This is a genomic window from Acuticoccus sp. (assembly GCF_965213555.1).
Lineage (GTDB): Bacteria > Pseudomonadota > Alphaproteobacteria > Rhizobiales > Amorphaceae > Acuticoccus.
On record NZ_OZ243890.1, the window covers coordinates 1,567,001 to 1,587,871 of the forward strand.

General features: G+C 68.4%; 16 protein-coding genes, 1 tRNA gene and 1 pseudogene. 8 read left to right on the forward strand and 10 right to left on the reverse strand.

Going from position 1 to position 20,871, the window contains the following annotated elements; all coding sequences use genetic code 11:
• Positions 1-36: 36 nt before the first annotated feature.
• Positions 37-909, reverse strand: coding sequence for a hypothetical protein (locus tag ACOOE8_RS07570; RefSeq protein WP_420394217.1), 873 nt, complete (start codon positions 907-909; stop codon positions 37-39).
• Positions 910-1,038: 129 nt separating this feature from the next.
• On the opposite strand from ACOOE8_RS07570, the gene ACOOE8_RS07575 reads away from it, so the two are divergent.
• Positions 1,039-1,123: transfer RNA gene (locus ACOOE8_RS07575), tRNA-Leu, on the forward strand.
• 44 nt (positions 1,124-1,167) lie between these two features.
• On the opposite strand, the gene ACOOE8_RS07580 is transcribed toward ACOOE8_RS07575, so the two are convergent.
• Positions 1,168-2,520, reverse strand: coding sequence for an MATE family efflux transporter (locus ACOOE8_RS07580; protein WP_420394218.1), 1,353 nt, complete (start codon positions 2,518-2,520; stop codon positions 1,168-1,170).
• A 239-nt stretch (positions 2,521-2,759) separates the two neighbouring features.
• On the opposite strand from ACOOE8_RS07580, the gene ACOOE8_RS07585 reads away from it, so the two are divergent.
• From ACOOE8_RS07585 to metH, 3 genes are read left to right on the forward strand one after another with little or no spacing between them, the layout of a single operon-like run.
• Entirely contained in the window at positions 2,760-3,773 is a 1,014-nt protein-coding gene (locus ACOOE8_RS07585) for an ArsR/SmtB family transcription factor (RefSeq protein ID WP_420394219.1), read from the forward strand.
• The gene (metF, locus tag ACOOE8_RS07590; protein ID WP_420394220.1) at positions 3,770-4,636 is read left to right on the forward strand and encodes a methylenetetrahydrofolate reductase [NAD(P)H]; all 867 of its coding nucleotides are present in this window, start codon (positions 3,770-3,772) and stop codon (positions 4,634-4,636) included. The genes ACOOE8_RS07585 and metF overlap by 4 nt, the downstream gene beginning before the upstream one ends.
• Before the next feature lie 8 nt (positions 4,637-4,644).
• The gene (gene metH, locus ACOOE8_RS07595) at positions 4,645-8,331 is read left to right on the forward strand and encodes a methionine synthase (RefSeq protein WP_420394221.1); all 3,687 of its coding nucleotides are present in this window, start codon (positions 4,645-4,647) and stop codon (positions 8,329-8,331) included.
• Positions 8,332-9,215: 884 nt separating this feature from the next.
• On the opposite strand, the gene coaA is transcribed toward metH, so the two are convergent.
• The 3 genes from coaA to ACOOE8_RS07610 all read right to left on the reverse strand — a co-directional run bounded on the left by coaA (position 9,216) and on the right by ACOOE8_RS07610 (position 12,976).
• Positions 9,216-10,202 (reverse strand): type I pantothenate kinase, encoded by a 987-nt coding sequence (coaA, locus tag ACOOE8_RS07600; protein WP_420394222.1) that lies wholly within the window; start codon positions 10,200-10,202, stop codon positions 9,216-9,218.
• Between the two features lie 517 nt (positions 10,203-10,719).
• The gene (locus ACOOE8_RS07605; RefSeq protein WP_420394223.1) at positions 10,720-12,003 is read right to left on the reverse strand and encodes a head maturation protease, ClpP-related; all 1,284 of its coding nucleotides are present in this window, start codon (positions 12,001-12,003) and stop codon (positions 10,720-10,722) included.
• Positions 12,004-12,535: 532 nt separating this feature from the next.
• Positions 12,536-12,976 (reverse strand): terminase gpA endonuclease subunit, encoded by a 441-nt coding sequence (locus ACOOE8_RS07610; protein ID WP_420394224.1) that lies wholly within the window; start codon positions 12,974-12,976, stop codon positions 12,536-12,538.
• Between the two features lie 1,015 nt (positions 12,977-13,991).
• On the opposite strand from ACOOE8_RS07610, the pseudogene ACOOE8_RS07615 reads away from it, so the two are divergent.
• Both ACOOE8_RS07615 and ACOOE8_RS07620 read left to right on the forward strand, forming a co-directional pair.
• Positions 13,992-15,166 (forward strand): annotated as a pseudogene (locus tag ACOOE8_RS07615) (IS3 family transposase).
• Between the two features lie 82 nt (positions 15,167-15,248).
• Positions 15,249-15,395, forward strand: coding sequence for a hypothetical protein (locus ACOOE8_RS07620; protein WP_420394225.1), 147 nt, complete (start codon positions 15,249-15,251; stop codon positions 15,393-15,395).
• A 909-nt stretch (positions 15,396-16,304) separates the two neighbouring features.
• On the opposite strand, the gene ACOOE8_RS07625 is transcribed toward ACOOE8_RS07620, so the two are convergent.
• The 4 genes from ACOOE8_RS07625 to ACOOE8_RS07640 form a co-directional block, all read right to left on the reverse strand.
• Positions 16,305-16,595, reverse strand: a complete 291-nt coding sequence (locus ACOOE8_RS07625) for a hypothetical protein (protein WP_420394226.1) — start codon at positions 16,593-16,595, stop codon at positions 16,305-16,307.
• Positions 16,596-16,695: 100 nt separating this feature from the next.
• Positions 16,696-17,502, reverse strand: coding sequence for a hypothetical protein (locus ACOOE8_RS07630; RefSeq protein ID WP_420394227.1), 807 nt, complete (start codon positions 17,500-17,502; stop codon positions 16,696-16,698).
• 124 nt (positions 17,503-17,626) lie between these two features.
• Positions 17,627-17,788 (reverse strand): hypothetical protein, encoded by a 162-nt coding sequence (locus tag ACOOE8_RS07635; protein ID WP_420394228.1) that lies wholly within the window; start codon positions 17,786-17,788, stop codon positions 17,627-17,629.
• Between the two features lie 466 nt (positions 17,789-18,254).
• Positions 18,255-18,488, reverse strand: coding sequence for a hypothetical protein (locus tag ACOOE8_RS07640; protein ID WP_420394229.1), 234 nt, complete (start codon positions 18,486-18,488; stop codon positions 18,255-18,257).
• Positions 18,489-18,574: 86 nt separating this feature from the next.
• On the opposite strand from ACOOE8_RS07640, the gene ACOOE8_RS07645 reads away from it, so the two are divergent.
• Both ACOOE8_RS07645 and ACOOE8_RS07650 read left to right on the forward strand, forming a co-directional pair.
• Positions 18,575-18,781, forward strand: coding sequence for a head-tail joining protein (locus ACOOE8_RS07645; protein WP_420394658.1), 207 nt, complete (start codon positions 18,575-18,577; stop codon positions 18,779-18,781).
• Entirely contained in the window at positions 18,778-19,437 is a 660-nt protein-coding gene (locus ACOOE8_RS07650) for a DUF6441 family protein (protein ID WP_420394230.1), read from the forward strand. Before ACOOE8_RS07645 ends, ACOOE8_RS07650 begins: the two co-directional genes overlap by 4 nt.
• 626 nt (positions 19,438-20,063) lie before the next feature.
• On the opposite strand, the gene ACOOE8_RS07655 is transcribed toward ACOOE8_RS07650, so the two are convergent.
• The gene (locus tag ACOOE8_RS07655) at positions 20,064-20,231 is read right to left on the reverse strand and encodes a hypothetical protein (RefSeq protein ID WP_420394231.1); all 168 of its coding nucleotides are present in this window, start codon (positions 20,229-20,231) and stop codon (positions 20,064-20,066) included.
• Between the last annotated feature and the right edge of the window lie 640 nt (positions 20,232-20,871).

The following is a 20,871-nucleotide window of genomic DNA, read 5'->3' on the forward strand; positions in this document are numbered from 1 at the left end:
CGCGATCGCGCGTGTGGTGGCACCCACGCGTGCCTCCTACTTCAGCACCGATTGCATGGCGGCGTAGTCGAAGTCGGGGCCCGTGGCCTCGTCCTCGCGGGTGCTGCCGGGCGGCAGCGTCCACCAGAAGCCGATGCGCCCGCCGAACTCCTGCAGCGCGTTGCGGCCCGCCACCGTTGCGACGCCGCCCACCTCCACGCGGAGGCGGTCGGTGACCGTGCGCACCACGCTCGCCGACACCTTGTGGTACTGGCTCTCCTCGCCCTCGCCGCCGAGTTCGAAGGTGGAGAAGGTCTGCCCGAGCAGCGCCCAGTTCGGCAGGACCTCGACGCCGGCGGTGAGGTCGACCCTCACCTCGTCGGCCTCCCCCTCATCGAAGCGCGTGCGGTAGGCGACCTGACCGTCGAGGTACGCGTTGCGGCCGAACACGGTCGTCCCATAGCCGCCAAGGACGCGCACCTCGAGGGCCGGGCCGTCGCTCGGCTTGCCGGCTCCGGCGGTGGTGAAGCCACCGGAGAAGGCGGTCACCTCCGTGGAGACGACCCACGTCGGGCCACGGAACAGCCTGACGCGAGCCCCGCCCGCGACGGACGCGAAGTTCTGCGACACCGGAGCGATCAGCGTTTCGCTGACCTCCTGTTCAATGCTCTCCTCTAAGAGCTCGCCGCGCACGATCGCCGTCACCCACGGCCGTAGCCCGTACTCGAGCGCCGCGGAGAGGCCGAACTTGCGGTACTCGGGAACGGTGACGAGCTCGCCGTCCTCGTCGAACCCGTGGTCGCCGTAGGTGAACGTCGAGGCGACGAACGTCTGGGTCTCGCCCCGCCGAAGCGTCCACGCGCCGGCGTGCGCCGCGGTTGCCGTCAGCGCGAGGGCGAGCACCACCAGGGGCACGAGGAGCCGACGCATGTACATCCTCCGGACGCAACGATGCGGACTAACAACTGATGGTGTATACCCCATCGCGTTGGGCCGGTCGAGCGCGGGTGACTTGTGCGCGACAACGGCCTGGCTATTGTGCGCCCAGCCAAACGGCCCGCGAGAGTGGCGGAATCGGTAGACGCAGACGACTCAAAATCGTCCGCCGCAAGGCTTGGGGGTTCGAGTCCCCCCTCTCGCACCACCTTCGCGCGACCGGGCCTGCTGGCCCCGCGCACTCGGCCCCCGCTAACGTGAGGACGCTGGCACGCCGAAGGTCCTACGGGCGTGACGTGGCACCGCGAGCCACAGCGTCAGCCCGCGCGCCCCGAGGAACGCGAGGAGCGCGAGCCATAGTCCGTGGTTGCCCAAGGTCGGCGTCGCCACGGCCCACACCGCGAGGAAGAGTAGCGTCGACAGGATCATCATGTTGCGCATGGCGACCGTCCAGGTCGCGCCGATGAACAGCCCGTCCATGATGAAGGCGACGGCGCCAGCGACCGGGGTGAGCGCCGCCCATGCTACGTAGAGCCGAGCCTCCGACCGGACCGGCTCGGACGTCGTCATCGCGTCGATGAAGGCCGGCCCGGCGACGAGCGCGAGCGCGCTCAGACCAGCGGCGAGGGTAACGCCGGCGATGAGCGTGACGCGCACCGTGCGGTCGAACGCCGTCCTTAGGCGCGCCCCCACCGCGCGTCCGCCGAGCTGCTCGGAGGCGGTAGCCAGCCCATCGAGGAAGTAGGAGGCAAGGAGGAAGACGTTCATCAGGATCGCGTTGGCCGCGAGCGTCACGTCGCCGGTCCGCGCGCTCACCGCGTTGAAGAACGAGAACGTGCCGACGAGCAGCATGGAGCGGATGAAGATGTCTCGGTTCACCAACACCATGCGCAGGAAGCCGATCCGCTCCAGCACCGCGGCGAGCGTCGGCCGAGGCCGCCGGCCGAGCGCCCGAGCCACCACGGCGGCCCCGGCCGCGAGCGTCACCCCCTCGGCGATCACCGAGGCCGCCGCCACCCCCGCGACGCCCCAGCCGAGGCCGAGCACGAAGAGGAGCGACAGCGCGATGTTGGTGACGCCGAGCATGACCTGGAGGCCGAGCCCTGTCCCCGCGCGCGCGAGGCCCAGCAGCCAGCCGAGGATCGCGTAGTTGGCGAACATCAGCGGCGTGCCCCAGACCCGCACGGCGTAGTACCGCGCGGTGGCGGCATCGACCGCCTCGCTGGCCCCCATCGCCTCGAGAAAGACGAAGAGCAGCGGCTGGTGCAGCGCGATGACGGCGGTTCCGGCGACCGTCGCGAAGAGCAGCGCGCGCCAAAGGGTGATCGCCTCTGCCTCGCGGTCCCCCGCGCCCATCGCCTGGGCGACGAGCCCGGTGGTTCCCGAGCGTAGGAAGTTGAACGACGTGCCGATGAAGTCGAACAGCAGCGCGCCGAGCGCGACCGCGCCGATCAGCGCCGCGTCGCCAAGCTGACCGACGACGGCGACGTCGACCACCCCGATGAGCGGCGTTGAAAGGTACGCCAGCGTCATCGGCACGGCGATGGCGAACACCATGCGCAGGCTGACCGTAAAGTGCCGCGGGTCCGCGTCGGCGGTGCTCATGGGATGCGTCTCGGAGGGATCGTTCCACATGAGCCGCGGCCGCCATCTTGGCAAGTGCGCCCCGCCGGTGCTCGGGGCCGTCGCGGGGCTCGTCTGTCAGCCCCGAGCGTGGGGCAGGGACATCGGGTTCGCGACAGGTTCCGGGGCTACCGTTGGTCAGCAGCTCCGACACGAGCGTTGACTCCCGGGAGGGGCCGCATCATAACCGCATAAAGATTTCTTTATGTTGAGGTCTTAGTGTGAAGTTCGCCGCGGGTGCCACCAGGGGCCTGTCTCATGAGACGCTCGTTACCGCGCTGCGTGCCGCGGGCGAGGGGACGCGGCTGCGCATCCTCGCCCTCCTCGGCGACGCTGAGCTCACCGTGAAGGACCTGACGTCGATCCTCGGCCAGAGCCAGCCGCGCATCTCCCGCCACCTGAAGCTGCTCGCCGACGCGGGGCTCGTGGTGCGCTCCGTGGAGGGCGCCTTCGCGTTTTACCGGCTCGCCGAGGACCCGTCGGGCGTGCGCGTGGCCGACCTCGTCCTGTCGCAGCTCGACCCGGACGACCCGGTACACCGGCGCGACCGCGAGCGCCGCTCCGCCATCCGCGCGGCCAACGCCGCCGCCGCGGCGGACTACTTCGCGGCGAACGCTGCGGTGTGGGACCGCATCCGCTCGCTGCACGTGCCTGAGGCCCAGGTCGAGGCGAAGGCGGTCGAGCTTCTTACGGGGCGCACCATCCGAGCGCTCCTCGACGTCGGCACCGGCACCGGGCGGATGCTGGAGTTGATGGCCCCGCACGCCCAGCGTCTCGTCGGCATCGACGCCAGCGCCGCGATGCTCGCGGTGGCGCGCGCCAACCTGTCCGCTGCGGGCGTCACCAACGCACGCCTCGCCCAGGACGACGTCTACGCCCTGTCTTTGGGCACCGACAGGTTCGATGCCGTCGTCGTGCATCAGGTGCTGCACTACCTCGACGACCCGGCGCGGGCGGTCCGCGAGGCCTCGCGCACGCTCCGTCCGGGCGGACACCTCCTCGTGGTCGACTTCGCGCCTCACACGATGGAGGCGCTGCGGACCGAGGCGCAGCACCGCAGGCTCGGCATCGCGCGCCACGAGATGGCCGACTGGCTCGCCGACGCGGGCCTCGAGACCGTGGCGTGCCTCGACCTTGCTGGGAGCGACGACACGCTTACCGTCACGCTGTGGCTCGCCGTCGATCCCCGCATCGTCGCCGACGACGTCCGGACCAGGGAGGGGGCCTTCGCATGACCCGCGTATCCTTCGAGTTCTTCCCGCCGAGGACTGCGGTGATGGAGGAGACGCTGTGGTCGACGGTGAAGAAGCTCCAGCCGCTCGCGCCGCACTTCGTGTCCGTGACGTATGGGGCCGGCGGCTCCACTCGTGAGCGGACGCACCGCACGGTTCGCCGCATCGCGGAGGAGACCTCGCTGCAGCCTGCAGCGCACCTCACCTGCGTCGCCGCCTCGCGCGCCGAGGTGGACGCCGTGATCCGTGAGTACTGGGACGCGGGCGTGCGCCACATCGTGGCGCTGCGCGGCGACATGCCGGAGGGCCCCGGCACGCCCTACGCCGCCCACCCCGACGGCTACGCCAACGCGGCCGAGCTGACCGCCGGCATCAAGGCGATCGCGCCGTTCGAGGTGTCCGTGTCGGCCTACCCGGAGCGTCACCCCGACTCCGGCGACTGGGACGCCGACATCGACCACCTCGCCCGCAAGGTGGACGCCGGTGCCGACCGCGCGATCACCCAGTTCTTCTTCGACAACGCGCTGTTCGACGCGTACCGCGAGCGCGTCGCCGCGCGCGGCCTCGAGGTCGAGGTCGTCCCGGGCATCATCCCGATCCACTCGTTCAAGCAGGTGAAGCGCTTCGCCGGGATGTGCGGCGCGTCGATCCCGGACACCTTGGCCGATCGGTTCGCCGGGCTCGAGGAGGACGAGGAGACGCGGCGCCTCGTCGCCGCCGCGGTCGCCGCGGAGCAGGTCTGCGACCTGGAGCGCCGCGGCGTCGACACCTTCCACTTCTACACGATGAACCGGGCCGACCTCGTCTACGCGCTGTGCCACCTCATCGGCATCAAACCCGCGTTGCCGGTCCCGGCCGCCGCCTGAAGGACGTCATGACCCACGAGATCGCCCGCGAGGCCCGCCGCCGCATCCTCGTCATCGACGGCGCCATGGGTACGATGATCCAGGCCGAAGGCCTCGACGAGGCCGGCTTCCGCGGCGAGGGTGCGAGGCGGCTCGACGTCGACCTGCCCCAGGCCGGCAACAACGACCTCCTGTCGCTCACCCAGCCGGAGACCATCGAGCGGATGCACCGCGCCTACCTCGAGGCCGGAGCGGACATCGTCGCCACGAACTCGTTCTCCGCCACGCGCATCGCTCAGGCGGACTACGGGCTGCAGGACCGTGCCTACGACCTCAACCTCGCCGCGGCACAGGTCGCGCGGCGGGCCGTCGACGCGGTGTGCGCCGGCGAGCCGGACCGTCCGCGCTTCGTCGCGGGTGCCATCGGGCCGACGAACCGCACGCTGTCCATCTCGCCGGACGTCAACGATCCCGCCTACCGCGCGGTCACGTTCGCCGAGATGGCCGAAGCCTACGCAGAGGCGGCGCGCGGCCTCGTCGACGGCGGCGTCGACGTCCTGCTGCTCGAGACGATCTTCGACACGCTGAACGCCAAGGCGGCGATCTTCGGCATCGAGGGGTTGTTCGCCGGCGGCCTCAGGCGCGTGCCGCTGATGATCTCCGGCACGATCACCGACCGGTCGGGACGCACGCTGTCGGGCCAGACCCCCACCGCGTTCTGGAACTCGGTGCGCCACGCACGGCCCATCACCATCGGCCTCAACTGCGCGCTCGGCGCGGAGGAGATGCGCCCCCACGTCGCCGAGCTCGCCCGCGTGGCCGACGCGCTCACCTGCGTCTACCCGAACGCGGGCCTGCCCAACGAGATGGGCGCCTACGACGAAAGCCCCGCGTACATGGCGCGGCAGCTGGGCGGCTTCGCGCAGGAGGGGCTGATCAACGTCGTCGGCGGCTGCTGCGGCACGACGCCGGAGCACATCGCCGCCATCCGCGAGGCGGTCGGTGCGCACATGCCGCGTGAGTTGCCTGCGCCGCGCACCGTCATGGCGTTGTCCGGCCTCGAGCCATTCGCGCTCACCGAGGAGATCGTCTTCGTCAACGTCGGCGAGCGCACCAACGTCACTGGCTCGGCGCGCTTCCGCAAGCTCATCAAGGAGGGGGACTACGCGACCGCGCTGGCCGTCGCCCGCGAGCAGGTCGAGAACGGCGCCCAGGTCATCGACGTCAACATGGACGAGGGCCTGCTCGACTCCAAGGCCGCGATGGCGACGTTCCTCGACCTCGTGGCGGGGGAGCCCGACATCGCCCGCGTCCCCATCATGGTCGATTCGTCGAGGTGGGAGGTGATCGAGGAGGGCCTGCGCCACGTCCAGGGCAAGGCGATCGTCAACTCGATCTCCCTGAAGGAGGGGGAGGCGCCGTTCCTGGAGCAGGCCGAGCTCGTCCGGCGCTACGGTGCCGCCGTCGTCGTGATGGCGTTCGACGAAGCGGGGCAGGCCGACACCTTTGAGCGCAAGACCGCGATCTGCGCGCGCTCCTACAAGCTCCTGACCGAGGCGGCCGGCATCGCGCCGGAGGACATCATCTTCGATCCCAACATCTTCGCCGTCGCCACCGGAATCGAGGCGCATGACAACTACGGCGTCGAGTTCATCGAGGCCGCGCGCTGGATCCGTCGGAACCTGCCCGGCGCGCACGTCTCGGGCGGAGTTTCCAACCTCTCCTTCTCGTTCCGCGGCAACGAGCGGGTGCGTGAGGCGATGCACTCGGTGTTCCTCACCCATGCCATCGCTGCGGGCATGGACATGGGCATCGTCAACGCCGGCCAGCTTGCCGTCATCGACGACCTCGAGCCCGGATTGCGCGAGCTGTGCGAGGACGTCGTGCTCAATCGCCGAGCGGACGCGACGGAGCGCCTGCTCGAGGCGGCGGAGCGCTGGCGCGGCGGCGCCGGCGCCAGGCGCGCCCCGGACCTTGGGTGGCGCGAGGGGGACGTCGCGGCGCGGCTGAAGCACGCGCTGGTGCACGGCATCACCGAGTTCATCGAGGCCGACACCGAGGAGGCACGACTGGCTTCCGCTCGCCCACTCGACGTCATCGAGGGACCCCTGATGGACGGCATGAACGTCGTCGGGGACCTGTTCGGGTCCGGCAAAATGTTTCTGCCGCAGGTGGTGAAGTCCGCCCGCGTCATGAAGCAGGCGGTCGCGACCCTCCTTCCCCACATGGAGGCGGAGAAGTCGGGCGCGCGTTCCTCGGCCGGCAAGGTGCTGCTCGCCACCGTCAAGGGCGACGTGCACGACATCGGCAAGAACATCGTCGGCGTCGTCCTCCAGTGCAACAACTTCGAGGTGATCGACCTCGGCGTCATGGTGCCCATGGCGAGGATCCTCGAGGTGGCGCGGGCGGAGGGCGTCGACATCATCGGTCTGTCCGGGCTCATCACGCCATCGCTGGACGAGATGTGCTACGTTGCGGCGGAGATGCAGCGGACCGGACTGACCGTCCCGCTCCTCATCGGCGGCGCGACGACGTCGAAGATCCACACCGCCGTCAAGATCGACCCGAACTACACTGCGGGGCCGACGGTCTACGTCACCGACGCCTCGCGCGCCGTCGGCGTGTGCTCGCGCCTCATCAACGACCGCGAGGCCTACGCCGCCGAGGTGAGGTCCGATTACCGCGCCACGCGTGCGAAGTACCTGCGCGGGCAGGGCGAGAAGCGCCGCGCCTCGCTCCCGCAAGCCCGGGCGAACGCGTTCGCCACGGACTGGGCGTCCACCGCGCCGCCCGTCCCGGCCGAGCTCGGCGTCAGGACGATCGAGGCGCGGCTCGAGACCCTCGCCTCCTTCATCGATTGGACGCCGTTCTTCGCCGCTTGGGAGATGAAGGGTGCGTTCCCAGCGATCCTCCAGGATGCTCGCTACGGCGAGGCGGCGCGCGCCCTCCACCGGGATGCGAAGGCCATGCTGGCCTCCATCGTCGCCGAGCGCTGGCTGACCCCGCGCGGCGTGATCGGGCTGTGGCGCGCTCAGTCGGACGGCGACGACATCGTCGTGTTCGGCGAGAACAGTGGCGAGCTCGCCCGCCTCCATACGCTGCGCCAGCAGATGCCGCGCGGCGACGGCCGGCCCAACGTGGCGCTCGCCGACTTCGTGGCCCCGCTCGGCGGTCCGGCGGACTACGTCGGCGGCTTCGCGGTCACCGCAGGACTTGGCGAGGATCACGTGGCGACGCGCTTCGTGGAGCGCGGCGACGACTACGGCAAGATCTTGTTCCAGGCGCTCGCCGACCGACTGGCGGAGGCGTTCGCCGAGTACGCCCACATGCGCGTGCGCCGCACCCACTGGGGCTACGCGCCGGACGAGGCGTTGAACCCCGCCGAGATGATCGCGGAGGCGTACCGCGGCATCCGTCCCGCTCCGGGCTACCCCGCGCAGCCCGACCACACCGAGAAGCGCACGCTGTTCTGCCTGCTCGACGCCGAGGCCCGGGCGCACGTCACGCTGACGGAGAGCTGCGCCATGTGGCCGGCATCCTCCGTGTCCGGGCTCTACTTCTCCCATCCGGACAGCTTCTACTTCGGCGTCGGCAAGATCGAGCGCGACCAGGTCGAGGACTACGCGCGGCGCAAGGGATGGGACGTCTCCGAGGCAGAGCGGTGGCTCGCGCCGATCCTCAACTACGCCGCCGGCGAGGTGCTGAAGGCGGCCTGAGCCGAGCCCGAGCCGCCGCGCCGGCGGCAGCGCGTCGCACCAGGCAAGCGCGCCTGTTGCCGAGGGCGCCGGGACGACGCGCCTGCCTCGGTGCAGCAAACCGCGGAGCGCGCTTCCCGGCGCGCGGTCTGTCCAGCAACGACGCAGCCGCACCTCCCCGGACGCGAACCCCTTTGCCCCGGCCCCACCGGTTGGTCGCGCCATCGGCGTCGCGAGCGGGGCGAAGGCGTCGCCCTGCAAGGCGGCGCCACGGCGCAGCGGTCAACCCTCGAGCGGCACGGCGCGGGGACGCGCCAGCTGTGCGCGTGACTGAGGTGGTCGGGACCGGCGCAGTCGCCCACTGCGGGGATGGGACGTCAAAACGCTTCAGCCACCGGCGCGCAGGTCGCCACGATGGGCGGGTCCTGTGCGTGCGAACGACCCCTTGAACGAGCCGTCCGTCGAGCAGCCGGGCATCGCGACGTTCGTCGGGTGGATGCCGGGTTCGGCGGGCTGCGTCGTCCGACCCCTCGCGTACGAACGCCGCCTCGCTGCGGCGCCGCGCGTGCTCGGCGGGGAGGGTTCTCTTCGGCGACAGCTGGCGTCGTCGTTGGGGGAGCGCGTTCGCGCGAGACGACCGTGGGACCCGCACGAAAAGGCAACCCGTGAGTGCGTCGTCCGTGAGGATCCGAGCCGCTGGCCCCGCGCCGTCGGGAAAGGGGGTGGGGATGGTAAGCGCCGCACCCCTCGGCAAGGCCATCTGGTCGTCCCTAGGAAGACCGTGCACGGCAGGTCCACACGCGCAGTCCTGGGACAGCGGGGCGCCGGGCGCGGCGAGTGCCATGACCCGGTGGCGCGTGCGAGCCCTTGGTCTCCGCCTCCGCGTGGAACCGGGCCGGAGCGGCTCAGACCTTGCGCAGCGCGACCTTGGTGATGCGGTGGTTGTCACCCTTGTGCAGGATAAGGTCCGCACGCAGCTTCGTCGGGCCGACGTTCTCGCGCAGGTTCTTGAGGTTGATCCGGTTCCACAGCCCACGGGCGAACGTCTCGGCCTCCGCGTCGGACACGTGCGCGTAACGGTGGAAGTAGGAGCGCGGATCGGTGAAGCGGGTCTCCTTCAGACGGTTGAAGCGCGTCAGGTACCACTCGCCAAGCGACGCCTCGTCGGCGTCGATGTAGATCGAGAAGTCGAAGAAGTCCGACACGAACGGCACGCGTGGCCGGTCGCCGGACAGCCGCTGGGTCTGCAGGACGTTGAGGCCCTCGACGAGAAGGATGTCGGGCTGGTCCACCACGATGGTCTCGCCCGGCACGCGGTCGTAGGTGAGGTGCGAGTAGACCGGCGCCTCGACATGGCGCACGCCCGCCTTCACGTCCACGAGGAAGGAGAGAAGCATCCCGACGTCATAGCTCTCCGGGAACCCCTTGCGCTCCATCAGCCCGTCCTCGAGGAGACGCGCGTTGGGGTAGAGGAAGCCGTCCGTCGTCACGAGGTCGACCTTGGGACGTGACGGCCATCGCGCGATCAGCGTCTGCAGGAGCTGCGCGGTGGTCGTCTTGCCGACTGCCACGGATCCCGCGATGCCGATGACGAACGGCACGCGCTCCGGCTCGCGGCCGAGGAACGCGTGGGTCGCGTTGTGTAACCCCTCAGTCGCCTCCACATAGAGCGACAGCAGACGGGACAACGGTAGGTAGATCGTCTCCACCTGCCCCGGCTCGACGCGGTCGTTGAACCCTTGCAACTGGATGATCTCGTCCAGCGACAAGGTCATCGGCATGCCGGCTCGCAAGAGCGCCCAGTCCGCCTCGTTGAACACGTGGAACGGCGCGAGCTCGTCCCGCTGGCGGGACGGGCGTTCCAGCTTCGCAAAGTCGGTGATCGCGTCCATCGGACAAGTTTTGCAGCGGCGATCGGCGATGACAAGTGGTGCGACGCCGCGCGATGGCAGCTGACCGCTATGCCCGACCGGAGTGCCAGCGTGCCGTTGGCTCCATGAGGGGCCGGGTCGTCGCCGCGGAAGCGGACCGCGCACGACGGAGCATGGGACGAGCTTGCGTCGCAGGACGCTGAAGTTGGGGCCGACATCATCGTCGGCACGGTCCGACCGCCCTCCACTCCGGGGGCGATGGACTCTATGTCGTCGATCTCCGTGGTGAGGCCGGCACGCAGGAGGACGGGCCCATCGACCACGTCGCGGGCGTCGGCGATCGCGTCGGCACCGATGGCCCCGCGCGCATCTCGATAACGAGCCCGCCGCCGTAGCGCCGTTCGAGGAGGACGACCTCGCCGCTGGGCACCGCGTCGGTCCCGGTGACCGACCAGTCCGGCGGGCGCGGCGCGGAGAACCACGGCCTTCGGTGAGTACGGTGATCGGTTCATCCTCCGGGCTTTGAAGGTGGAGGCGATCACCTCGCCCCAAGGTCCTGCGCCAGCCGTTCCGCCCGGCCGGGCGTGATCGACGTCGAGCTCCAAGCCCGCTTCGGCGCGAGCGGCGAGCAGCGCGGCTCGGACCTCCTCGATCGGGGTCGCGTCGGAAAGAAGGCGGCTCGCCATACGCGGCAGGCCGACGAGCGTGCAGAGGTCGACGACAGCGCGGGCTTGCGCCATCGCTTCGGAGCGGATCGCCGCTGCCGACGGATGTGGCGGCCGTTGCGGCGGATCGGTTTCGCGGCGCCGGTGGCTGCCTCATCGACAGCCGCGTCGTCCTCGGAGACCGCCTCACTGTCCTCACCGGCCGTCGCAAGCTCCTTCGTGTGCTCACTCCTCGACCAGCTCCAGCGCGTTGCGGAAGTTGCCGATATGGAACCGCGCGGCGATCCGGACCGCTCGGCCACGCGATCGAGGAAGCCGTACGCAACCGCCTCCTCGGCGTCGAACCATGTCTCCTTACGCATCGGCTCGGCGATGTCCGCCTCGCTCCCGCCGAACTTCGCGGCGTAGCCCGCGACGAGGCTCGTCTTGATCTTGTCGAGCGCCTCGGCCATCGCCCGCAGGTCGCCGCGGGCCGACACCATGCCACTCGGATCGTGGATCATCAGGAAGGTGTTCGCCGGCATAGTGACCTCGTCGCCCGCCATAGCGACATAGGACGCAGCCCATGCGGCGATGCCGCCGATCCAGACGGTGACGCCGGCCGGATGACGCTTCAGCGCGTTGTGGATCGCGACCGTGTTGAACATCGAGCCCGCCGGGGGTGTTGATCCGCAGCGAGCAAGGCCGAGACCGTCGGCGCGTGTGGCGTCGGCGGCGGTCTCCCGGTCGACCTCCTCGATGTCGTAGACGGTGGCATCGACGGCCTTTCGGCGCGAGAGCAGGCCGGACTCGATGGCGAGGGCCTGCGCCTGGATGTCGTTCAGCGGATCGACCCAATCGCGCAGCCGGATGCACTGGACGGGTCGCAGCGTGCCAGGGGCTGACCGCGCATCGAGCGCGCCAGCCAGGACGGCAGCGTCCAACCAGCGCTGCCAGCTGGGGCGGCACAGCTGGTGGGCGATGACCCCATGCTGCAGCTGCGCGATGCGCCTTCGGAACTCCACCCTCTCGGCCCGCAGGCTCGGGTAGTTCGCCTGCCGGACATCGCCAGTGACGAGGTGGTACCACAGGCCGAGCGAGGTCGAGACCGCCATCAGCGTCCGATCATGGACCGCTTCGAAGCCGCCGGTGACGTCACCTGGAGAGGAGAACTTCACGTCCTCGCCGCACAGCAGGACCTGCGGCGTGCTGGGCTGAAGGCTGACCGCGCCGGTTCCATCCTCGGCCGCCGATGGTCCGGCCCTCCGCAGCGGCGATCATGCGGCCCAGCCTTGATTGCGGTCGATCTCGGCGAGGCTGCGCGAAGCGACGGTCTTGCCGTCGTACTGACGCGTGCGACGCGCGTCGCCCGCAGCGCCTCGCGGCAGGTCTCGAGTTCGGCCGCGGTGGCCATCGCCAGCTCAGGTCGCTCGATTGGACCGTCCGCCGCCGCGCGACGGGACGCGATACTGCGTGCGGCGGCGCCGTTTGCTCCTCGCACTCCAGCGACGCGACCTGCGCGCAGCTTCTGCCATTCGAGCCGGGCAAAAGCGGCGCTTGTTCGTCACCGTGATCAAGCGTGCCAGGTCGGGGGTTGCACAGGTGGCGCCGGTGACGGGCGCGGAGGGCTTCGACCGCGCGAGCCATGTGACGGGGCCGACGTTCGTGGACCCGACGGTAGCCGGCAAGCGGCGACGTCGTGGCGTAAGGTCAGCGACGATCCATGGGCGTGCGTCCGCGACCGACCGAGCAGGTCGGTGGGACCCGCCCAGCACGCCTCGAACCAGGGTCGTCTTCGATGACCACGTGCTCGACGAGCCGGCCTTCGAGGCCGCGTCCCCATGCCCACACGTCGACCTCGATGCGGTCCTTCTGAACGTCCGCGCCTGCCGTCGGGAACAAGCCGCCCGCCGCAACAATGCTCGGCGTCCAGTCCTCGGGTCGATCAGTGAGACGCTGCCAGTCCGGCGCATCGCCGGTCTTGACCCACGTCTCGCCGAACACGGTGTTGCGGAAAACGCGCTCGGCTTCGTCCGACCCGGCGATCATCTCCTTGTTGCGCGCGATGTCGGCCGACAACTCCCAGCCGAGCGAGGAGGAGAGCGCAGACAGATAAAGATCGATCGTCCGCGGATCCTGCGACGCCGCCATCGCGCGCCACTCGCCGGCAGCAAGCCGGAATGGAGCCCGCGGACAAGCCGCTGGGGGTTCGCCTCCGGCGGCGTTGCTCGTTCGTCGGAGCCGGATCGCATCGAACACGCGCCGCAGCGCGAAACTTCGGACGATCGAGATCCCGCCGATCGCAACGGCCTCCGACAGCCGCGCCGGCAACCCGTCCCCTCGGTGTCAGCGATCGGCCTCTCGAGCGATACCGTGTGCTCGCCGAAAATCGTCGCGCACGACCGATCCGATCGACGATCTCAGCGCAGCGGTGACGCAGCCCGTTGTTCGCGAGCGTTCCAAGGCTACCGCGCTCCCGATGGCATCCCGGCAACCGCGCACCCAGGTCGGCCAGCAGAACCTGCTGTACATCGGCAAACTCGCCGTAAGGCAGGCGCAAGCGTCGCCTCAAGCGGCGCGCGGCGGCGTCGGCCTCGGCAGGCAGGAGATGGGATCGTGTGGGAGGACGTTCGGTCGGCATCGGCTGGCTTCGAGCGTCGCTTCAATGCCAAGAACCTGCCGAAACGGACCTCGCCGTAGATGGGATAGCCATGGGCTTGCTGTGGGGCCGGTGTGGGAGACCGTATGGCAGGAGGCGAATAACGGCCTTCGGAAGCCCCATATTCTATCCTGGCGACGGAACCGAACTAACGATCTCCTTCGCACGCACCGCGCCACCAGCCACCTCCAAGCGGACGAGTTCCACGGCCGACAGTTCTGGGCCCACGGAGCGCCATCGGCTGCCCGACCCATACGCTACATTGCAAGGGGAACCAGCTCCTCCCCTATAGATCGGCGAAACAGTACGATCGCGATGTGTCGTCCGACCGCTGTCTCTTCGATGTCCATACGCCACCCAGAGACGGTTCGCCGAGGCCACTCGCAAGGGCGATCCCTCGTACCAGCGCCTCGCGCTCGATACGGAAGCTCCGTAAGTCATCAGTGACGTTGCCCCCGGCGCCTGATCCAGGGCGAAGTGGAGTTCGGCCCAGAGAGGACCGAACGCATGAAGCGCAGCAGGTTCACGCAAGAGCAGATCACCGGCGTGCTGAAGGAGCGTGCGGCGGGAGCGAAGGTCGCCGAGTCGTGCCGCAGTCACGGCATGAGCGATGCGACGTTCGACGCCTGGAAGTCGAAGTACGGCGGGATGGACGTGAGCGAAGCTGAAGCGGCTGCGCGGGCTCGCGGAGGAGAACGCGAAGCTGAAGCGGCTGCTCGCCGAAGCGATGCTCGACAACTCGGCGCTGAAGGATCTCTTGGGAAAAGATGGTGACGCCCGCTGCGAAGCGAGAGGCTGTCGCGCTTCTTCGAGCGACGTTCAAGATGAGCGAGCGGCGGGCGTGCACGGTGGTGGGCGCGAGCCGGATGACGGTCCGTTACCGTTCGGTGCGGCGGCCCGACGGTCAGCTGCGCGAACGGTTGAGAGCGCTGGCGCACGAGCGACGGCGGTTCGGCTATCGGCGGCTGCACGTGCTGCTGCGGCGCGAAGGCTATGCCTTGAACCACAAGCGCCTCTTCCGGCTCTACCGCGAGGAACGCCTCACGGTGCGCAAGCGCGGCGGCCGCAAGAGGGCAGTCGGGACGCGAGCCCCGCTCGCCGTGCCGCTCCGGCCGAACGAGCGCTGGTCGCTCGACTTTGTGTCCGACCAGCTCGCCTGCGGCAGGCGCCTGCGCATCCTGACCGTCGTCGACGATCGCACCCGCGAGGTGCCTGGCGCTGGTCGCCGACACCTCGCTTTGCGGCGTGCGGGTTGCCCGCGAGCTCGACCAGCTCGTTGCCGAACGCGGCCGGCCGACGACGATCGTCAGCGACAACGGCACCGAGCTGACCGCGAACGCGATCCTCTCACGGGCCGACGAGCGTCGGGTCGCCTGGCACTCCATTGCGCCCGGAAAGCCGATCCAGAACGCCTTCATCGAAAGCTTCAACGGCCGCCTGCGAGACGAGCTCTTGAACGAGGGCCTGTTCTGCTCGCTCCCCCATGCCCGTGCCGTGCTGGCTGCGTGGCGCGCCGACTACAACACGACGCGGCCGCATTCGCGTCTCGGCCGGCTCACCCCGAACGACTACGCCGCAGCAATCCTGCGCCCGCGTCGCTCTCACGACCTGTCCAACCTCGACAGGTTTGGTTTGCCCCGCCTACCGACGTTAACCGCCGAATTCCAGCCGCCGCTGGATAGAAGTTGGGGGCAACGTCACACGGGAACCGGCGGCGGGACCTTCCGCTGCATGAACTTCTGGTGCCACTCGTGGAGCGAGCCCTTGTCGCTCTTCCTTGTGCCAATGGTGTTCGGCGCGGCGGCGCCACCGACCCACAGGCCGATCTCGATGGGCCAGTCGCCGAGCCTGCCGGTCTCGCGACGCAGGACATCGAGGGCGCAGATGAGCCCGGCGGCGCGGGCGAGCTAGCCGACTTGCTGCCGCCGGTGGGGAAGACGAGCAGGTCGACGATCTTGCGGTTTGGATGCTTCCGGTCGGCAAGGCTATCGAGGTTGAGGAGGACGAAAGCGAGCTGGAAAGCGCGCCAAGCCGGCGTGCGCGCCTTCTCCGGCGTCGTGTTCGCGATGATCGCAGTCCGGCGCCGCTGGGAAAGCGCGATGGCGCGGTTCATAAGGCCGAACGCCTCGCCGTACTGGCGGGGGAGCTCCTCGAGGGCGCCACGGAGGCGGGCGGGGTCGGCAGCAGCCTCGGCGAGGGTCTCCATCTCGAGCGTGACGCCCGGGGGCTTCAGGCCGGGCTCGATCTTGTCCACGTCCAGCGCGGGGAGCGGTTGGTCCACACGCGGCGAACCGTGCCGTCCATAGGGTCCTCCCAGTCGCCGGAGACGTTGTGGCCGACGGCGTAGGAGCAATCGTCGCGGTAGTGGAGGTCGGCGAGGCGCTCGTCGGAATCGTCAGAGTGGTAGGTGGAGCGGTCGTCGCCGGGGCGAAGCCCTCATCGCAGATCAACTCGACGCGCGGCTGGAAGGCGTAGGCGACGTCGCCATAGCGGCGGTAGGCGTGGTGGCGCTTGTTGACAAGGAAGACGGAGACGACACGGAGTTCCCAGGCAACGCCGTCGATCTCGGCCGTGCGGGTCTCGCGTTCCGAGACGGCAACGACGAGGCCGCCGCCCGGACGCTGCAGCGCGGCGCTGTTGGGCACGAGGCGGTCTTCGTGTTGCCGGCCCGACCGAGGTCGATCGGAACCGTCTTTTCCGACGGGATGCGGCGCCAGTCGAGGGCGGACGGAGCGGGCGCTCGGCGACCTCGTCGCCCTTCTCGCGGGTCGCCTCGGGGAGGAGGATGCGGTCTATGCGCGGCTCGGAGACGTAGTCGCCCTAGGTGACGTCGGCCTCCATGCGCGTCATGCGCCGAGGGAAGCGGACGGTCAGGCCGATGGAGGACGGGACGAACTGGCGAGCGACGCGCTCGGTCGCGGCCCTCGTCGTCGCCCGGGTTCTTTGAGGTGCCCCCCTGTTCCAGGGCCTCGGTGCACGCTCCTCGTCGACCTCGCGGTCGGCCTCCTCCTCCTCGGCACGGTCGCGGTCCGCAGGGATCGCACCGGAGGCGTCGGGGGCGTCCTCGGAGGGGGCGATGAAGCCGGTGGGGTACCAGTTGGACGGGTTCACACCCGATAGGCCCTCGCGTTGCAGGTCAGCGTCTCGATCAGGCAGCGGGCCGGCGATGAGATCACGGTTGCCGTGTCGAAGTGCTCTCCGTCGTCGTCCGTCATTCGGCCGGGTCGTCCTCGTATTCGCTGATGGCCCAAAGGGCGCTTTGCAGGTCGACATTGTCGGCCGGAGCGAAGGCGACGAACTCGTCCCGCATGCGGGCTGTGAGATCCAGCAGGCTCTCGTATGTGGCCCAATCCGGGAACGGTTCGTAGACGTCGGCGAAGGGATGGCCCACGCGCTCGGCGAAAATTTTCGTTACTTGCGGCTTTAGGAACATGTGCCGATCAGGCTGCCAGAGGAACGGAAGGTACGTTGCGGGCGGCCACTTCGCAGCGTCGGCCCGCTTCAGGGACTGGGCGAGGCGACCCATCGTCGTGGGCGATGGATCGAGGGTGAAGCGGGCGGCGGATTGAATGACGTCGTCGGCGTCCTCGCCCTTCAGCAGAGGGCCGATCCGCATCATCTCGAAGGAGGCGAGGAGGTTGGTTGCTTGGAAGGCCTTGGCGACGGCAGCGCCGAGGCCGCTTGCCGCTGCAGCCCTCTCCACCGGCGCAGTGCTCAGGAGCAGGCGGCGGGCCTGGTCCTTGTAGTTGCGCTCCCGCTCATGGAAGCTCGGGTCCGCAAAGCCGTTCGGAAAGAGGCGGGTGAAGCGGGTGCGGGCTCCGTCCCATCCGTGGAAGCCGGGGAGGTGGCGGGCCGCCTCGTCGTGGAGGCTGCGCCAGACGTCGTCTGCGCTCTCGCCGTGGAGACGGCCGGCCTCCTTGCCCTTGATGATCACGAGGCCGATGAAGGCGGCCCCGTCCGTAAGCAGGCGGATGCGGCGGTCCTTTCCGAGATCCGCCTCCGTGAGCGTCCTGATCATGGCCTCATCGCGCATGGATGCGCATTGTCGCAACTGTAGGGCGTGGTTGGGTTTGGCGTCTACTCCGCGGCCAGCGACTTGCCTTGCCTTCTTGCCTCGACCTCCTCGGCGTGGCGCTCCGCGTTCAGCTTGAGGAGGCGGGCGAGGACCTCGTCGCGGGTGTCGGACGGCCAGAATAGGGGCCCTGGTAGGTGTGGTCGTCCTCCGTCTCCTCCATGAGGAACTCGGGGCGGACCGTTTCGCCGAGGTCGTGCCAGCCGTAGGCGGTGAAGACGGCGCGGTCCATCACGTCGTTGAGCTCACACAGGCGGGCGATCGGGGCGGACGTCTCGCCTCTTTGTAGAAGCGGTTGTAGGTCCTGGTCATGCCCTCGCTCGCTTCGACCATGAGGGCGGCGCGGTGGTCGTGGTAGGCGCGCCCGGCCTCCTACAGCGCGGGGTCGGTCTTGTAGCCCCCTCGGGAAGGGGAAGGTCGCGAAGCGCTCGGGCGGACGATACACGGGCGTTTCGCCGTGCATGGTTGTCGCCCTCGTCCCCGCCGATCGCGGGGTCGAGCATCACGAGCGCCTGGGCGGGAACGCCCCCCTCCGGCTCGTCCCGCCACAGGGCGGCCCATTTGGGCGCGAGGCTGATGCCGTGCTCGGGCAGGGGGACGGTGATCGCGGGAAGCGCCGGCCCCGGCGCATCGGCGACGTGGCTCGCCGGCCAGCCGAGAACGTCGCGGGATAGGGGCCACGGGTCGGCGAGGACGAATTAGTCGTCCCGCCGCGGCTCGTGACGCCGCCGGCGTGTCCCCTTTTCGGAGAGACCAAGCGCGTCCGCCGCCTCCTCGGTCTCGGCGGCGGCCTGGAGCGGCGGCGTGCCGAGAGTCTCGCGAAGGACGTTGGCACCCACGACGAGGCCCGCGGGCCGTACGCAGTTCAGCCACTGCGCCGTCTCGTCGAGCCTCGTCTCCGCATCTCTCTTGCCGCCTCCCGTCCCGCCCAAGCGCGCCTGTATCGGTCCAAGGTTTGCCCGATCAGTTCGTCTTCGGCCAGAGGTAGATAAGCCCTACAGGATCGAGCCGCCGGGCGATCACGCGGTATCCTTCCTGGACCCGCAAGTTCGGCGACGCACGGGTCTGGTCCGAGACGATCCGGCTGGATGTCCGCGTCAGCGAGGTCGCGGAGCCGCGCCCCGGCGACGCCTTCGAGATCGACGGCGAAGCGTTCGTCATCCAGGGCGAGCCTATCCGCGATCGCGAGCGGCTCGTCTGGACGGTGGAGCTTCGGCGGGCATGATGCTCGATCTGAAGGTCGTTCCCGATCTCGCGACGCTCATGGCGGAGGAGATTGAAGCGGCCGAGCGCGCGGTCACCACCGGTGTCAGCGAGGTGGGCGTCCGACTGAAGGGCAACTGGCGGGCGCAAGTGGTCGGAGCGGACCTCGGCCCAAGGCTCGGCAACACGATCCGCAGCGAGCGCTATCCGAAGCAGGGCACCAGCATCCGCGCCGCCGCGCTCGTCTGGTCGAAGGCGCCGGTCATTGTCGGCGCACACGATCAGGGCGCGCTGATCAGGCCGAGGTCCGGTCTGTGGCTCGCGGTTCCGCTGCCGGTGGCACGCGAGCGCATCCGGCGTGGTCCCCTGACACCCGCGATCTGGGAGCGACGCACCGGCACCAGCCTGCGCATGGTGCGGCGGCGCTACGGGCCGAGCCTGCTCGTTGCGGACAACGTCCGGATCTCCAAGTCAGGCCGTATCCGTTCGAACGTCACGCGACGGAAGGACGGGACGACCTACAGCCGGCTCGCCGGCCGATCGTCCGCACCGATCTTCCTGCTCGTGCCGCAGGTTCGGCTGCCGAAGCGGCTGGATCTGGATCGCGATGCGCGAGCGACCGAGGCGTCGTTGCCGGGTACGATCGTCTCCTACTGGGTAGATGGTCGTTTGACTTGATCGGCTCGCACCCCGATTCCGCTAACAGCGTTCGCCGACCGCTCTACCGTAGCCGAACATAGTCGGAGTGCACGTATCCGTAGCGATCTTTGTCAGTTCGAACGTAGCACCACAACCCGTTGCAATCGTGCACCAAAATGAGCGTGCAGCTGTCAGCCTCCAGCTGATCGACAATTTCTCCCTCAACATTATCGATCACGTAGGTTTAATTTACCACTCGCAGTGATGCATAGTTTCTGATCGCGCACACCCGTGAATAGGGGGCGGAACGAAGGTTTTTGTCGCAGAGCTGTATTCAGCTGGTTCAGTGCAGTTGATGGGGGGAGTGCGAAATAGGTGGGGTAGGTACGTAGCAGTACCCTCTGCTGGGCAATCGCCGATAGTCACGCCCACGATCGTTGTCGTATAGACACAATGCAATGGTCGGTCGATCGGCCGTATGATGCTTCTCGACCCGGCAATGTGCACCGGTGAGATCGGTCAAGGTTGCGATTTTGAACTCGGCTGATTTCCCGTAGAGGTTGCCCGAGATGCTCGGTAGCTCCCTCGGATACGGCTCGTCACGGCTGGCGCGTACGTCGCGGTACCAACTGGAGAAGTTCTCGCATAGCTGAAGCATGTCTCGCTCAGAGCGCGAAGCTTCCCGCCACCCCTTCGAGGTTGATGCCCCAAAGCGCAATCTCTTCAACGGTGTCGACTATCTCGAATTCGTCAGGACCCATGAGCAGTATCTGCTGAAGAAGGGTCATGCTGATGATTGGTTTGTAGCTCTCGAACGTCTGCTGCGCCATCATCGATATAAAATTACCGATGATGGCGTTTTGGAGAGCAGCAGTTAAATCTACTTCGGCCGCACTGAAGGTCCGAGTTCCGTCCAGGGCGAGATAAGGGGCATGGAATCCGATCGTCGACGTATATCCATTGTTCGATGGGGATGATCAAACTCGCTCCCACTGGACCGTCCAGCCATGAATATAAGGGCGCAGATGCTGTAGCATAACTTACGAAGAAGAACTTCTCGTCTTAATACCATTCTCGAATACGAACTCGCAATGCTCATTCTATCTGCATAGTTGCCGCTAGGCCCTTCTAGGCAGAGAGTGAAATCACCGAATTCCGCATACTCATAGTCCGTGTGCGGATGATTCTTAAGGTAGTTCTGAGTGAATGCTTCGAATCGCTCAGCGTCGCCTTGATCGATTGGCCCGGACAACTCGTCTCACAACGAGCGTCGGATGACGAAGTCGCCTCCGCTGCAGCGGAACCGAGTATTCCACCAGCAAGATAGCAGGTATAGAGCAGCGTACCCAGCCATCGTAGGCCGGAGCGATACGCGTAACGCATCACCATGTGAGCCCTCGATTGCATGTTGCTACGCGGCAAATCCGTTCTTGCGTCGAACGCTACAGCAGCGATCGGCGATCGGATCAAGGT